Source organism: Bradyrhizobium sp. B124 (assembly GCF_038967635.1).
In the GTDB taxonomy this organism is placed as follows: domain Bacteria; phylum Pseudomonadota; class Alphaproteobacteria; order Rhizobiales; family Xanthobacteraceae; genus Bradyrhizobium.
Map to the genome: position 1 here is coordinate 1,200,013 of NZ_CP152413.1, position 14,128 is coordinate 1,214,140.

The window sequence follows — 14,128 nt, forward strand, 5'->3', positions numbered from 1 at the left end:
GCGCCGCGCAATCGAGTCGCGGCGTTGCGACACTTTGCTGGGAATCCAAATGGCACATGATCTCCTGTCTTTCTTCACGGCGTGGATGGCAGCCCCCGGCCGCGTCGGCGCCATCGCGCCCTCGGGCACAGCGCTCGCCGAACTGATCACGCGCGACATCAGCGCCAACACCGGTCCGGTGCTGGAGCTCGGTCCTGGAACGGGCGCCTTCACCTATCAACTGTTGAAGCGCGGCGTGCGCCAGCAGGATCTCACGCTGATCGAATACGGTTCGGATTTCATGCGGCTGCTGCAGCTCCGCTTTCCCGGCGCGCGCGTGCTGTGGATGGACGCTGCGCGGCTGGCTTCGGAACGGCTGTATGAGGGCGCGCCGGTCGGCGCCGTCGTCAGCGGACTGCCGCTGCTCAACATGTCGCCGCGCAAGGTGATCTCGATCGTCAGCGGCGCCTTCAGCTACATGCGTCCCAATGGCGCGTTCTATCAATTCACCTACGGCATGCGCTGCCCGATACCGCGGCCGATCCTCGACCGGCTCGGTCTGCGCGCCACGCTGGTCGATCGCGCCATCCTCAACGTGCCGCCTGCCGCGGTCTACCGGCTGACGCGACGCCCGCAATACAAGCTGATCACGCGCGACGTCAGCCCTGCGGCCGATGCAGGCGTCTCACCGGTCAAGAAGGAACGCCGGGCCAGCGAGGACTGCGCCGTCTGACGGCGCAGTCGATGGCGGCTTACATCAGCCGGCTCTGCTTCGCTGCCGCCTCGATGAACGACGCGAACAGCGGATGCGGCTCAAAGGGCCGCGACTTCAGCTCCGGGTGGAACTGGACGCCGATGAACCAGGGATGGTCCTCGTACTCGACGATCTCCGGCAGCACGCCGTCGGGTGACATGCCGGAGAAACGCAGGCCGTGCTGTTCGAGGCGATCCTTGTAGGCGGTGTTCACCTCATAGCGATGGCGGTGCCGCTCGGATATCTCGGTCGCGCCGCCATAGACCTGCGAGACGCGGCTGCCGCGGTTCAGCGCCGCGGGATAGGCCCCTAGCCGCATGGTGCCGCCGAGGTCGCCGCTCTGCGAGCGCTTCTCGAGCTCGTTGCCGCGCAGCCATTCCGTCATCAGACCGACCAGCGGCTCCTTGGTCGGGCCGAACTCGGTCGAGTTGGCCTCCTCGATGCCGACCAGATTGCGCGCCGCCTCGATCACGGCCATCTGCATGCCGAAGCAGATGCCGAAATACGGCACGTCACGCTCGCGCGCGAACTGCGCCGCACGGATCTTGCCCTCGGCGCCGCGCTGGCCGAAGCCGCCGGGCACCAGGATGCCGTTGACGTGCTCGAGGAACGGCGCCGGGTCCTCGTTCTCGAACACCTCGCTCTCGATCCAGTCGAGATTGACCTTCACCTTGTTGGCGATGCCGCCATGCGAGAGCGCCTCGATCAGCGATTTGTAGGCGTCCTTCATGCCGGTGTACTTGCCGACGATCGCGATCGTCACCGCGCCTTCCGGATTGCGGACGCGCTCGTTGATGACGTTCCAGCTCTGCAGCGCCGGCGGAATCTTCGCCGTGATGCCGAACGCGGCCAGCACCTCGTCGTCGAGGCCGGCGGCGTGATAGGCCTCCGGCACGGCGTAGATGTTGTCGACGTCGCGCGCCTCGATCACGGCGCTCTCGCGCACGTTACAGAACAGGCCGAGCTTGCGCCGCTCTTCCTTCGGGATTTCACGGTCGGTGCGGCACAGCAGGATGTCCGGCTGGATGCCGATCGAGCGCAGCTCCTTGACCGAGTGCTGCGTCGGTTTTGTCTTGAGCTCGCCGGCACTTGGAATGTACGGCAAAAGCGTCAGGTGAATGTAGACGGCGTGCTCGCGCGGCAGCTCGTTCTTGAGCTGGCGGATCGCCTCGAAGAACGGCAGGCCCTCGATGTCGCCGACCGTGCCGCCGATCTCGACCAGCACGAAATCGTACTCGTCGTTGCCCGACAGCACGAATTCCTTGATCGCGTTGGTGACGTGCGGGACCACCTGGATGGTGGCGCCGAGATAGTCGCCGCGGCGCTCCTTGGTGATGATGTCCTGGTAGATGCGCCCGGTCGTGATGTTGTCGGCCTTGGTGGCCGGACGACCGGTGAAACGCTCGTAATGGCCGAGATCGAGATCGGTCTCGGCGCCGTCGTCGGTCACGAACACTTCGCCGTGCTGATACGGCGACATCGTTCCGGGATCGAGGTTGAGATAGGGATCGAGCTTGCGAAGGCGGACTTTGTAGCCTCGAGCCTGCAGCAGAGCGCCGAGCGCCGCCGATGCCAGACCCTTTCCGAGCGAGGAGACCACGCCGCCGGTGATGAATATGTACCGCGCCATGGGACTTTACCTTTAAGCCGACTCCAGCGATTCGCAAAACGAATCGGCTGTTCCCGGCAAACAATCCACCGGGCTGTGGGTTACATTAAATTGGAAGCGATTTCAGAGCATTGATGGGGATTTCTGATGCAGGATGCCAGCGCTGCATCCTGCATGGCGCCCCTGCTTTATTGCGACCGTGGTGCCTGCGGGCCGCTCGGAGCCTGCTGCCCCTGCTGCTCGTCGGTCTTCTTCAGCGAATCGAGGATGCCGCCGGAGGTCGGTGCAGTGATCGGCGCGCCGCTGGCCGGCTGGGTCTGCGCCGGCGCGCCGGTGCCGATGATCGAGCTCGGCTTGCGGTCGTAGCCCGCATACCAGGACAGGAACAGGCTGGTGAGGAAGAAGCCGGCCGCGAGGATCGCGGTGGTCCGCGACAGCAGATTCGCGGTGCCGCGGCTCGACATGAAGCCGGCGCCGCCGCCCATGCCAAGGCCGCCGCCTTCGGATTTCTGCAACAAAACAGCGCCGATCATGACGGCGACGATCATGAGATGGATAATGATAACGACAGTCTGCATCGCAAGCCTTCCGTCACAAGCCGCCAAGCGGCCAGACAAACGGCGCTATCGGCTTTGCGGTTTTTCGTGAAGTCGCGCCCTGTTACACGATTGGACCGGGCATTGTCACCCCCGAGATAGTCGCAATGGCGGACATCTCAAGCGGCGCCGATTGCATCGGCCCGAGGCTTGATCGGAACCGGCTCTTTCCATTATAATAGACAAATGGATACTTTGATAGACGATCTGAGCCAACGCCTGGCGCAGCGGATCCGGCTCGAGCGCGACGGCCGGGGCTGGTCGCTGGCCGAGCTTGCCGAACGCTCCGGCGTCTCGAAGGCGACGATCAGCAAGATCGAGCGCGCCGAAGTCAGCCCGACCGCGGTCGTCCTGGTGCGCCTCGCCTCGGCCTTCGACCTTACTCTGGCCGGGCTGATGTTGCGCGCCGAGGGCCAGGGCGAGCGCCTGTCGCGCGCCACCACGCAGCCGGTCTGGAGCGATCCGGAAACCGGCTATCTGCGCCGCCAGGTGTTCAGCCGTCCCGATCATCCGGTCGAGTTGGTGCGGGTGGAAATGCCGCCGAAGCAATCCGTGACCCTGCCCGCCTCGTCCTACGCCCATATCCGCCAACTGGTCTGGGTGCTGAGCGGCAGCCTCGTCATCACCGAGGGCGGCGCGCGCTATGTACTCGCGAGCGGCGATTGCCTCGGCTTCGGCCCGCCCGCCGAGACCACCTTCGCCAACGAAACCAACGCCGGCTGCACCTACGTGGTCGCCCTGGCCCGGAGCTGATGCATGTCGCAGTTCGCCATCAAGCCGCTCGAGGACGGACCGGACCTGCGCAACGCGCTCGGTGCGCTGCTGGTCGAGACCGTCGCCAGCGGCGGCTCGGTGAGCTTCATGCATCCGCTGCCGTTAAATGACGCGAAGGCATTCTGGCAGGATTCGCTTGGCGCCGCTGCGCGCGGCGAGCGAATAGTGCTCGGCGCGTTCGACGGCGACAGCCTGATCGGCACCGTGACGCTGCTGTTGAAGCTGCCGCCGAACCAGCCGCATCGCGCCGAGATCGCCAAGATGATGACGCACCTCAGCCACCGCAACCGCGGCGTGGCGACCGCATTGCTGCGCGCCGCCGAGCAGCTGGCGATCGCGCACGGTCGCACGCTGCTGGTGCTCGACACCGCCGTCGACGACGGCGCCGCGCCGCTTTACGAGAAACAGGGCTTTCAGCTCAGCGGCATCATCCCGGACTACGCGTTCAAGCCGCATGGCGGCCTCACCGGGACGATGATCTATTGGAAGCGGATCGGCGCGGCCGCCATCCCGTCGCCCTGAGGAGCGCGTAGCGTGTCTCGAAGGGTCGACGGCCACGAGCCGGGCCGTCGATCCTTCGAGACGCGCGCAAGAGCGCGCTCCTCAGGATGACGGTGCGAGAGCTCGTCAGAATGACGGTGTGAGAACTCGGCGCAACGCCTAACAGCCCGCAGCGATCGCCAAAAAGTCCGACGCCTTCAGGCTGGCGCCGCCGACCAGCGCGCCGTTGACATTGGCGACGGCCATCAGCTCGGCGGCATTCGACGGCTTCACCGAGCCGCCATAGAGGATCCTGATCCGGTTTCCCTCGCGCTTGAAGCGATCGGTGAGCTGACCTCGGATAAACCTGTGAACTTCCTCGACATCCCCAGCGGTCGGGGTCAGGCCGGTGCCGATTGCCCAGACCGGCTCATAGGCCACCACCAGATTGGCCGCGGTCGAGCCGTCGGGCAGCGAGCCCGCAAGCTGGGTGCCGCAGACGTCGAGCGTCTTGCCGGCGTCGCGCTGCTCGCGCGTCTCGCCGATGCAGACGATCGCGGTCAGCCCGGCACGCCAGACGGCCTCCGCCTTCTGCCGAATCAAGGCATCGGTCTCGCCATGATCGGCGCGCCGCTCGGAGTGGCCGACGATGATGGCGACCGCGCCGAGGTCTTTGAACATTTCCGCCGAGAGGTCGCCGGTGTGGGCGCCCGACGCCTTCGGGTGGCAATCCTGGGCGCCGACGGCGACCTTCGAGCCGCGCGCCTTATCGGCAAAGGCCCCGACCAAGGTCGCCGGCGGACACACCAGCAGATCGGCCTTCCCGGCGACATCGCCGGCGCCGGCCAGCATCGCGTCGAACTCGGCAAAGGAGGATTTCAGGCCGTTCATTTTCCAGTTGCCGGCGATCAGCGGCCGGATGGCGTCGGTCATGTCGGATTTCCCATCGTTCAAGCGTGCCCCTGCGCTATCAGAGCCGGGCGGCGACTTCCAGAGTGCGGCTTCGCGCCTGCCGTGCGACGCTTCCGCCCGCGCGCCCGAGGTTGCGGGGGGACACGAGCCACTTTATAAGCGTTTTCAATTCGGTGACGCCCTGCTGCTGGACAAAAAGTCCCAACTTTTAGTCCCACTTGGGTACGACCCGGTTCCCCTCCTGTAAAACAAGTTGGACCCATGCTTCGAGGAATGCGGAAAGCCTCATCAAACTGGCTCGGCAAGACGATTATGGCCGTCGTGATGGGCGTTTTGATCGTCAGTTTCGGAATTTGGGGCATTGCCGACATCTTCAAAGGGTTTGGCCAGTCGACCTTCGCCAAGGTGGGTGGGACCGAGATTTCGGCCGAGCAGTTCCGCCAGATCTATACCGACCGCCTGCAGCAGCTTGGCCGCCAGTTCGGCCGTCCGCTGACCCCGGACCAGGCGCGCGCCTTCGGGATTGACCGCCAGGTGCTGCAGCAGACCCTCGCGGAGGCCGCGCTGGACGAGGAAGCGCGCCGCATGGGCCTCAACCAGTCCGATGCCGAGGTGTTGCGCACGATCTACAACGATCCGAACTTCAAGGGCCTCAACGGCCAGTTCGATCCGCAGCGCTTCCAGTCCGTGATCCGCAACTTCGGCTACACCGAGGGCCGCTACATCGCCGAGCAGCGCCGCGTCGGCCTGCGGCGGCAGATCGCCGGCACCATCTCGTCCGGGATCGAGCCGACCAAGGCCGTGGTCGAGGCGCTGACCCGTTTCCAGAACGAGCAGCGCTCGATCGACTATGTCACGCTCGGCGCCGCGCAGGCCGGCACCATCGATCCGCCCTCACCCGAGGCGCTCGCCGCCTATTTCGAGGACCATAAGGTCCAGTTCCGCGCGCCCGAGTACCGCAAGATCGCCTTCGTCGCGATCACGCCGGAAGAAATCGGCAAGTGGGAGACCGTGTCCGACGAGGATGCCAAGAAGATCTTCGAGGAGCGAAAGGACCGGCTCAGCACGCCGGAGAAGCGCGAGGTCTCGCAGATCGTGTTTCCGGACGCCGGTGAGGCGCAGGCCGCCCGCGCCCGCATCACCTCGGGCGCCTCGTTCGACGACATCGCCAAGGAGCGCAAGCTCAATCCCGCCGACGTCAATCTCGGCCTGGTCGCGAAGTCTGCGATCCTCGATCCGGCCGTCGGCGACGCCGCCTTCTCCCTGCCCGCGGGTGAAGTCAGCCAGCCGGTCCAGGGCCGCTTCGGCGTGGCGCTGGTCAAGGTCGGGAAGATCGAGCCCGGCGTGACCCCGAGCTATGAGGGCCTTGCGCAGCAGGTGAAGAACGAGATCGCGACCGAGCGCGCCCGCGCCAAGGTCGCCGAGCTCCGAGACAAGATGGAAGACGAACGCGGCGGCGGCTCCAGCGTGATCGACGCGGCGCAGAAGCTGAAATTGACCGCCATCACCATCGACGCGATCGATCGCTCGGGGCGTCTGCCGAACGGCCAGGTCGCGTCAAACATCCCGCGCGGCCTCGACGTGGTGTCGCAGGCCTTCAACAGCGATGTCGGCGTCGACAACGATCCGATCCAGTTCAACAACGGCTATGTCTGGTACGACGTGCTCGGCGTCACGCCGTCGCGGGAGCGCACCCTCGACGAGGTCCGCGACCAGGTCGAGGCCAAGTGGCGCGAGGACCAGATCTCCGCCAAGCTGCGCGCCAAGGCGACCGAGATGGTCCAGAAGCTCGACAGCGGCGCCAAGCTCGCCGACGAGGCCACGGCGGCCGGCGTCAAGGTCGAGACCGCTGCGAACTTCCGCCGCGAGGCCACGCTGCCCAACGTGCCGGCCGGCGTGATCGCGGCCGCGTTCCGCACCGCCAAAGACGGCGACGGACAGACCTCCGCGGCCGGCGGCAGCCAGTGGGTGGTGTTCCGCGTCACCGATGTGACGGTGCCCCCAGTCGACTTCGCCTCCAACGAGGTCAAGCAGCTCAGCGAGGCGCTGCGGCCCTCGTTGAGCGACGAGCAGGTCGCGCAATATGTCGCGAAGATCGAGACCGACATCGGTGTGACCGTCAACCAGGCAGCCTTCGCACAGGTGACAGGCGCGAATAATTGAGCATGATCTGGACAGCGCGGCGACGCGCTGCTCGGCGACCAAGCTCCAACACCAGACCCTGAGCCAGCGAATGGATGACCTGAAATCGATCATCGGAAAAGTCGCCACCGGCGCCACGCTGACGCGTGAAGAGGCGGCGTCCGCCTTCGACAGCATGATGTCGGGCGAAGCCACGCCCTCGCAGATGGGCGGGCTGTTGATGGCGCTGCGGGTGCGCGGCGAGACCGTCGAGGAGATCACCGGCGCGGTCAGCGCGATGCGCGGCAAGATGCTGCGGGTCACCGCACCGGCGGAGGCCGTCGACATCGTCGGCACCGGCGGCGACGGCTCGGGCTCGGTCAACGTCTCGACCTGCGCGGCCTTCATCGTGGCCGGCGCCGGCGTACCCGTTGCCAAGCACGGCAATCGCGCGCTGTCGTCGCGTTCGGGCTCGGCCGATGTGCTGGCTTCGCTCGGGGTGAAGATCGACCTGACGCCGGCGCAGGTCGGGCGCTGCGTCAAGGAAACCGGCATCGGCTTCATGTTCGCGCCCTCGCATCATCCGGCAATGAAGAACGTCGGCCCGACCCGGGTCGAGCTCGCCACCCGCACCATCTTCAACCTGCTCGGGCCGCTCTCGAACCCGGCCGGCGTCAAGCGGCAGATGGTCGGCGTGTTCTCGCGGCAATGGGTGCAGCCGCTGGCGCAGGTGTTGAAGAACCTCGGCTCCGACAAGGTCTGGGTCGTGCACGGCTCTGATGGCCTCGACGAGATCACCCTCACCGGCCCGACCTTCGTCGCCACGCTCGAGGACGGCGAGATCAGGACATCAGAGGTGACGCCTGAGGAGGCGGGCCTCGGCCGCGTCGGCGGCGAGGCGCTGAAGGGCGGTGATGCCGATGCCAATGCGATCGCGCTGTCGAGCGTGCTCCAGGGCAAGCCCAGCGCCTATCGCGACGTCGCTTTGCTCAACGCGGCCGCCGCGCTGATCGTGGCCGGCCGTGCCAAGGATTTGAAGGAAGGCGTGGCGATCGGCGCCCAGTCGCTCGACAGCGGCGCGGCCGCTGCGCGGCTGAAGCATCTGGTCGCGGTTTCCAACGGTTGAGCACGCAGATCATGTCTGACATCCTGACCAAGATCGAGACTTACAAGCGCGAGGAGATCGCCGCCACGAAGCGCGCGCGTCCGCTCGCCGAGGTCGAGGCGCAGGCGAAGTCGGCCTTGGCTCCGCGCGGCTTCGTACGTGCCCTCAAGGACAAGCATGCACGCGGCGACTACGCCCTGATCGCGGAAGTGAAGAAGGCCTCGCCCTCGAAGGGGCTGATCCGTGCCGACTTCGATCCACCCGCGCTCGCGAAAGCCTATGAGGCCGGCGGCGCGGCGTGCCTGTCGGTGCTGACGGACGCGCCCTCGTTCCAGGGTCATCTCGACTTCATGGTCGCGGCCCGCGCGGCAACCAATCTGCCGGTGCTGCGCAAGGATTTCATGTTCGACACCTATCAGGTGGCGGAGGCGCGCGCCCATGGCGCCGACTGCATCCTGATCATCATGGCCGCGCTCGACGACACGGCGGCCGGCGAGATCGAGGACGCCGCGCTCGGCTATGGCATGGACGTGCTGATCGAGATCCACGACCGCGCCGAGCTCGACCGTGCCCTGAAACTTCGCTCGCCGATGATCGGCGTCAACAACCGCAATCTGCGCACCTTCGAGACGACGCTGGCGACCAGCGAGGCGCTGGCGCCGCTGATCCCCGGCGACCGCCTGATGGTCGGCGAGAGCGGCATCTTCACGCCTGAGGATCTCGCCCGCCTCGAGCGCGTCGGAATGTCGACCTTCCTGGTCGGCGAGAGCCTGATGCGCCAGCAGGACGTCACCGCGGCCACCCGCGCCTTGCTGACGCGGCGGACGGCACCGCGCGCTACCGGCACGCGCTGACGCGATGGCGCGCAAGACCAAAGCCGGATCGAAGGGACCCGTCGCCGCCCTCACCCATATCGACGCCAAGGGCGAGGCGCGCATGGTCGACGTCTCGGCCAAGCCCGCGACCGAACGGACCGCCGTTGCCGAAGGCCGCGTCCTGATGAGCAAGGCAACGCTGGCGCTGATCGAGTCCGGTCAGGCCAAGAAGGGCGACGTGCTGGCGACCGCGCGGATATCAGGCATCATGGCGGCGAAGCGCACTTCTGAATTGATCCCGCTCTGCCATCCGCTGGCACTGACCAAGGTCACGATCGATATCGCAACCGACGGCAAGCTGCCCGGCTGCATCGTCCGCGCCAGCGTCAAGGTGACGGGGCCGACCGGCGTCGAGATGGAGGCGCTGACCGCGGTTTCGGTCGCCTGCCTGACGATCTACGACATGGTCAAGGCGGTCGACCGCGGCATCCGGATCGAAGGCATTCACCTCGTCGAGAAGATCGGCGGCAAATCCGGACACTATCGCGCAGCCGAGTGATCGCGACCGATGCGCAGGGATGGCCCTTCGCGAAGACGCGCAACCATTCGTTAACCAATCTCGCTAACCCGCGCTCCATCTCGTTTGGATACGACTTTCGCGGGCCGGAGGTGCACGAAAGCTACTTCCGGGTGAAACGCCTGGAAGCGATAGCGTCAGATGAAGCAAAACGGCAGTGCCTCGTTCAACGTCACCTCGGTGATCGGCAACGGTCCGATCCGCTGGCTGATCCTTGGCGGCGCCGTGCTGATGGCCGCGATCGCGATCGGCGCCACCCTGATGGCCGAGAATTTCCGCGAGCGCGCCTTGCACAACAGCGAGCGCGAGCTCGAGAACACCGTGCTGCTGCTGGCACGGCATTTCGACCAGCAGCTCGACGACCTCGAGGTGGTCCAGCGCGACCTGATCGCGTTCATGCGCGACAACGGCATCGCGACCCCGGAGAATTACAAGCGCCGGATGTCCGCCGCCGACATCCATGCGATGCTCAAATCCAAGATGGACGCGCTGTCCAATGTCGGCAGCCTCAACGTGTTCGACGCCGACGGCGCGCTGATCAACAGCTCGGGTGCCTGGCCTTTGCCGCAGGCCAACATCGGCGATCGCAGCTACTTCCAGATTTTCAAATCGAGCCCGTATTCGCCCGACATGCAGGTCGTGCCGGTGGTGAGCCGCGTCAACGGAAGGTGGACCACCGTCATCGTCCGCAAGGTCACCGGTCCGCATGGCGAGTTCCTCGGCGTGGTCGGGCGCGGCATCGAGCCCGCAACCTTCGAGAAGTTCTTCTCGACCGTTGCGCTCGGCGAAGGCGCCGCGATCTCGATGCACCATCGCGACGGCACGCTGCTGGCGCGCTATCCCCATGTCGAGGACATGATCGGGAAGAATTTTCGGAGCGGCCCGGCCGGTCAGCAGAAGGTGTTCGAGCTGCCGCAGAGCACCTCGCGATTGACCAGCCCGGTCGACGGCAAGGACCGCCTGGTGTCGTCGCGGGCGCTCACCAAATTCCCGATCGTCGTCGTCGCCACCACCACCACGGACGCGGCGCTCGCCAACTGGCGCGAGCAGATCGGCATCCTGATCGCGGTGACCGCAGCATCGGTGCTGGCGATCGCGATCCTGCTGACGCTCGTGGTGCGCAAGCTGTTGCAGCAGCACCGCACCCAGCAGCAGCGCCTGACGCTGGAGAAGCTCCGGCTCGACACCGCCGTCAACAACATGACGCAGGGGCTGTTGCTGTTCGATGCCGCGCAGCGGCTGGTGATCTGCAACAAGCGCTATATCGAGATGTACGGATTGTCCGCCGACGTCATCCGGCCCGGCTGCAGCTTCCGCGACGTCATCGTGCATCGCCACCTGACCGGCTCGTTCCAGGGCGACGTCGAGCGCTACGTCAATCTCGTGCTGCGCGACGTCGGCATCCGCAACACCATGGTGATCGTGACGCCGGACGGGCGCTCGATCCAGGTCGTCAATGAGCCGCTGGCCGATGGCGGCTGGCTTGCGACCCACGAGGACGTCACCGAGCGCCGCCGCGCCGAGGAGCGCATCACGCATCTTGCCCACTATGATGCGCTCACCGACCTGCCGAACCGCGCGCTGTTCCACGAGGAGATCAAGCGCGAGCTGCCGCATGTCGCCCCCGACAGCCAGCTCGCGGTGCTCTATATCGACATCGACGAATTCAAGGGCGTCAACGACTCGCTCGGCCACATGGTCGGCGATGAACTACTCAAGTCCGTTGCACGGACGCTATCCGGCGTAATCGGCGACGGCGATTTCGTCGCCCGGCTCGGCGGCGACGAATTCGCGATCGTGCAGACCGGCGTGAAGAACGAGGTCGAGGTCACCGACCTCGTCGCGCGCATCTACGAGGTGATCCGCTCGCCCTATCAATGCCTCGGCCACCAGGTCACGACCGACGCCAGCATCGGCATTGCGCTGGCGCCGAAGGACGGCACCGATCTCGACCAGATACTGAAGAACGCCGACCTCGCGATGTATGCGGCGAAGTCGGCCGGCCGGCGCGTCTCGCGCTTCTTCGAACCGGCGATGGACGCCGATGCCCGCGCCCGCCGCGAGCTCGAGGTGGAGCTGCGGCAGACCATCGCCGCGGGCAGCGGGCTGGAAGTGTATTACCAACCCTGCGTCGACCTGCGCAGCAACGAGATCACCGGCTGCGAGGCGCTGGTGCGCTGGCGCCATCCGGTGCGCGGCATGATCTCGCCGGCCGACTTCGTGCCGATCGCGGAGGAAACCGGCCTGATCAACCAGCTCGGCGAATGGGTGCTGATGACGGCCTGCAAGGAAGCGGTGAACTGGCCCGATCACATCAAGCTCGCGGTCAACGTCTCGCCGGTCCAGTTCCGGACCGGAACGCTGGCGCTCAAGGTGATCGCGGCGCTGGCGGCATCGGGCCTGTCGGCGGGCCGGCTGGAGCTCGAGATCACCGAGGCGGTGCTGATCCGCGACGACGAGACGGCGCTGGCCGCGCTGCACCAGCTCCGCGCCATCGGCATCAGGATCGCGCTCGACGATTTCGGCACCGGCTATTCGTCGCTGAGCTATTTGAAGCGCTTCCCGTTCGACAAGATCAAGATCGACCGCTGCTTCGTCACCGATATCGCCGATCCGCAAGGTTCGGCTGGCATCGTCGAGGCCGTCGTCAACATCGCCGCCGAGCGCAGCATGACCACGACGGCGGAAGGCGTCGAGACCGCACAGCAGCAGCAATTGCTGCGCGAGCTCGGCTGTTCGGAAATGCAGGGCTATCTGTTCAGCCCGCCGAAGCCGGCCGCCCAGATCCGCGAGCTCTTGGCCGGACATCGCCGTGGCCCTGCTGCGGGTCCGGGCGTCACGCGCCGGCGGAGGCCTGTCGCCGGCGCGGCGTAACGCTTCTCGGACGTCGCGAGCCCGAAGCGGGCGTCTGTACAATTTCGGAATATTGGAAAAATACCCTGAAATTGCCCGACGTGTCAAATTGCCTGGTCGAGCGCCAGCCACCACCGGCTACTTTGCATGGGGTTGTTTTCGATATTTTGGCGGCTGCGTAGCCCGGATGGGTCAGGTTCTAGTTCGGCACCGGCCGCTTCTGCGCGGCCTTGTCCGCGTTCTTGGCGTCGGCGTTCACGGTGACGCCGCGCAGCTGGTTGAACGCCGCGGCCAGCGCCTTGTCGTTCTTCTCGTCCGGCGGCACGTAGGATTGCGAGCCGGTCTGCTCGGCGCCCTCGGCGGAGAGGTGGCCGCGCATCGAGGCTTCGCCCTTGATCTCGGAGCGGGTCTTGAACTCGTCCGGCACGTCCTGCAGCACCTCGATGTCGGGCTTGATGCCAAGCGCCTGGATCGAATGGCCCGACGGGGTGAAATAGCGCGCCGTGGTCAGCGCCAGCGCGCCATTGCCGGCGCCGAGCGGAATGATGGTCTGCACCGATCCCTTGCCGAACGAGCGGGTGCCGATCAGGGTCGCGCGCTTGTGGTCGTGCAGCGCGCCGGCGACGATCTCCGAGGCCGAAGCCGAGCCGCCATTGATCAGCACCACGAGCGGCTTGCCCTTGGTCATGTCGCCGCCATGGGCGGTGAAGCGCTGGGTCTCTTCCGGATTGCGGCCGCGGGTCGAGACCACCTCGCCCCGCTGCATCAGCGTCGAGGTCACCGAGACCGCCTGGTCCAGCAGGCCGCCCGGGTTGTTGCGGAGGTCGACGACATAGCCGTCGAGCTTGTCCTGCGGGACCTGCTTCTGGATCTCGCCGATCGCCTTGCGCAGGCCTTCGGTGGTCTGCTCGTTGAACGAGGTGATGCGGATATAGCCGATGTCGCCGCCTTCGACGTGATACTTCACCGGGCGGACGCGGATGATCTCGCGGGTGATCGAGACTTCGATCGGCTTGTCGGCGTCCTTGCGGATGATCTTCAGCCGGATCGAGCTGTTGGGCGCGCCCTTCATCTTGTTGACGGCCTGGTCGAGCGTCAGGCCCTGAATCTGCTCATCGTCGATCGAGGTGATCACGTCGCCCGACATGATGCCGGCGCGCGAGGCCGGCGTGTCGTCGATCGGCGCCACCACCTTGACGAAGCCGTCCTCCATCGTGACCTCGATGCCGAGCCCGCCGAACTCGCCATGCGTGGTCTCCTGCATCTCCGCCCAGCCCTTCTCGTTCATGTAGCGGGAGTGCGGATCGAGCGAGGAGATCATGCCGTTGATCGCCCCTTCGACGAGTTTGGAGTCCTCGGGCTTCTCGACGTAGTCGGTCTTGATCTTCTCGAACACCTCGCCGAACAGGTTGAGCTGCGAATAGGTGTTGTCGGCATGCGCGGCGGCATTGGCGACGGCGAACAGATGCGCCCCCTGCGGCGAGGCCACGAGCAGGGTGAGACACGCTCCCGCAACCGTCCCGAGGAAGAAGCCAACATGTTTGCGCATTATC

12 protein-coding genes are annotated in these 14,128 nt (G+C 66.0%); 8 read left to right on the forward strand and 4 right to left on the reverse strand.

The window, feature by feature from the left end:
- Nucleotides 1-49: 49 nt before the first annotated feature.
- Entirely contained in the window at nt 50-712 is a 663-nt protein-coding gene (locus AAFG13_RS05520) for an rRNA adenine N-6-methyltransferase family protein (RefSeq protein ID WP_212314744.1), read from the forward strand.
- A 19-nt stretch (nt 713-731) separates the two neighbouring features.
- On the opposite strand, the gene AAFG13_RS05525 is transcribed toward AAFG13_RS05520, so the two are convergent.
- Together AAFG13_RS05525 and secG are read right to left on the reverse strand one after the other, a co-directional pair.
- Nucleotides 732-2,363, reverse strand: a complete 1,632-nt coding sequence (locus tag AAFG13_RS05525) for a CTP synthase (protein ID WP_097676323.1) — start codon at nt 2,361-2,363, stop codon at nt 732-734.
- Between the two features lie 167 nt (nt 2,364-2,530).
- The gene (secG, locus tag AAFG13_RS05530) at nt 2,531-2,920 is read right to left on the reverse strand and encodes a preprotein translocase subunit SecG (protein WP_092114570.1); all 390 of its coding nucleotides are present in this window, start codon (nt 2,918-2,920) and stop codon (nt 2,531-2,533) included.
- Nucleotides 2,921-3,124: 204 nt separating this feature from the next.
- On the opposite strand from secG, the gene AAFG13_RS05535 reads away from it, so the two are divergent.
- On the forward strand, nt 3,125-3,691 hold the full coding sequence (locus AAFG13_RS05535) for an XRE family transcriptional regulator (protein WP_342711368.1): 567 nt from the start codon (nt 3,125-3,127) through the stop codon (nt 3,689-3,691).
- 3 nt (nt 3,692-3,694) lie between these two features.
- Nucleotides 3,695-4,234: a GNAT family N-acetyltransferase gene (locus tag AAFG13_RS05540; RefSeq protein ID WP_342711369.1), complete on the forward strand. Its 540-nt coding sequence runs from the start codon at nt 3,695-3,697 to the stop codon at nt 4,232-4,234.
- Between the two features lie 138 nt (nt 4,235-4,372).
- On the opposite strand, the gene tpiA is transcribed toward AAFG13_RS05540, so the two are convergent.
- Entirely contained in the window at nt 4,373-5,125 is a 753-nt protein-coding gene (gene tpiA, locus AAFG13_RS05545) for a triose-phosphate isomerase (protein WP_342711370.1), read from the reverse strand.
- Between the two features lie 240 nt (nt 5,126-5,365).
- Here tpiA and AAFG13_RS05550 point away from each other — a divergent pair, with 240 nt between their 5' ends.
- From AAFG13_RS05550 to AAFG13_RS05570, 5 genes are all read left to right on the forward strand, one after another.
- On the forward strand, nt 5,366-7,267 hold the full coding sequence (locus AAFG13_RS05550; protein ID WP_342711371.1) for a SurA N-terminal domain-containing protein: 1,902 nt from the start codon (nt 5,366-5,368) through the stop codon (nt 7,265-7,267).
- Between the two features lie 70 nt (nt 7,268-7,337).
- Nucleotides 7,338-8,351, forward strand: a complete 1,014-nt coding sequence (gene trpD, locus AAFG13_RS05555; RefSeq protein ID WP_212314753.1) for an anthranilate phosphoribosyltransferase — start codon at nt 7,338-7,340, stop codon at nt 8,349-8,351.
- Between the two features lie 11 nt (nt 8,352-8,362).
- Nucleotides 8,363-9,184, forward strand: a complete 822-nt coding sequence (trpC, locus tag AAFG13_RS05560) for an indole-3-glycerol phosphate synthase TrpC (protein WP_342711372.1) — start codon at nt 8,363-8,365, stop codon at nt 9,182-9,184.
- Between the two features lie 4 nt (nt 9,185-9,188).
- Nucleotides 9,189-9,704, forward strand: a complete 516-nt coding sequence (moaC, locus tag AAFG13_RS05565) for a cyclic pyranopterin monophosphate synthase MoaC (RefSeq protein ID WP_342711373.1) — start codon at nt 9,189-9,191, stop codon at nt 9,702-9,704.
- A gap of 159 nt (nt 9,705-9,863) precedes the next feature.
- The gene (locus AAFG13_RS05570) at nt 9,864-12,596 is read left to right on the forward strand and encodes an EAL domain-containing protein (RefSeq protein WP_342711374.1); all 2,733 of its coding nucleotides are present in this window, start codon (nt 9,864-9,866) and stop codon (nt 12,594-12,596) included.
- A gap of 178 nt (nt 12,597-12,774) precedes the next feature.
- On the opposite strand, the gene AAFG13_RS05575 is transcribed toward AAFG13_RS05570, so the two are convergent.
- A complete protein-coding gene (locus tag AAFG13_RS05575) occupies nt 12,775-14,124 on the reverse strand; it encodes a S41 family peptidase (protein ID WP_092114580.1) in 1,350 nt (449 codons plus the stop codon).
- Between the last annotated feature and the right edge of the window lie 4 nt (nt 14,125-14,128).

What these genes read in the sequence shown, in the direction of transcription:
- AAFG13_RS05520 (WP_212314744.1), top strand. Translation starts at nt 50, where the DNA reads ATGGCACATGATCTCCTGTCTTTCTTCACGGCGTGGATGGCAGCCCCC.
- AAFG13_RS05525 (WP_097676323.1), bottom strand. Translation starts at nt 2,363, where the DNA reads ATGGCGCGGTACATATTCATCACCGGCGGCGTGGTCTCCTCGCTCGGA.
- secG (WP_092114570.1), bottom strand. Translation starts at nt 2,920, where the DNA reads ATGCAGACTGTCGTTATCATTATCCATCTCATGATCGTCGCCGTCATG.
- AAFG13_RS05535 (WP_342711368.1), top strand. Translation starts at nt 3,125, where the DNA reads ATGGATACTTTGATAGACGATCTGAGCCAACGCCTGGCGCAGCGGATC.
- AAFG13_RS05540 (WP_342711369.1), top strand. Translation starts at nt 3,695, where the DNA reads ATGTCGCAGTTCGCCATCAAGCCGCTCGAGGACGGACCGGACCTGCGC.
- tpiA (WP_342711370.1), bottom strand. Translation starts at nt 5,125, where the DNA reads ATGACCGACGCCATCCGGCCGCTGATCGCCGGCAACTGGAAAATGAAC.
- AAFG13_RS05550 (WP_342711371.1), top strand. Translation starts at nt 5,366, where the DNA reads ATGCTTCGAGGAATGCGGAAAGCCTCATCAAACTGGCTCGGCAAGACG.
- trpD (WP_212314753.1), top strand. Translation starts at nt 7,338, where the DNA reads ATGGATGACCTGAAATCGATCATCGGAAAAGTCGCCACCGGCGCCACG.
- trpC (WP_342711372.1), top strand. Translation starts at nt 8,363, where the DNA reads ATGTCTGACATCCTGACCAAGATCGAGACTTACAAGCGCGAGGAGATC.
- moaC (WP_342711373.1), top strand. Translation starts at nt 9,189, where the DNA reads ATGGCGCGCAAGACCAAAGCCGGATCGAAGGGACCCGTCGCCGCCCTC.
- AAFG13_RS05570 (WP_342711374.1), top strand. Translation starts at nt 9,864, where the DNA reads ATGAAGCAAAACGGCAGTGCCTCGTTCAACGTCACCTCGGTGATCGGC.
- AAFG13_RS05575 (WP_092114580.1), bottom strand. Translation starts at nt 14,124, where the DNA reads ATGCGCAAACATGTTGGCTTCTTCCTCGGGACGGTTGCGGGAGCGTGT.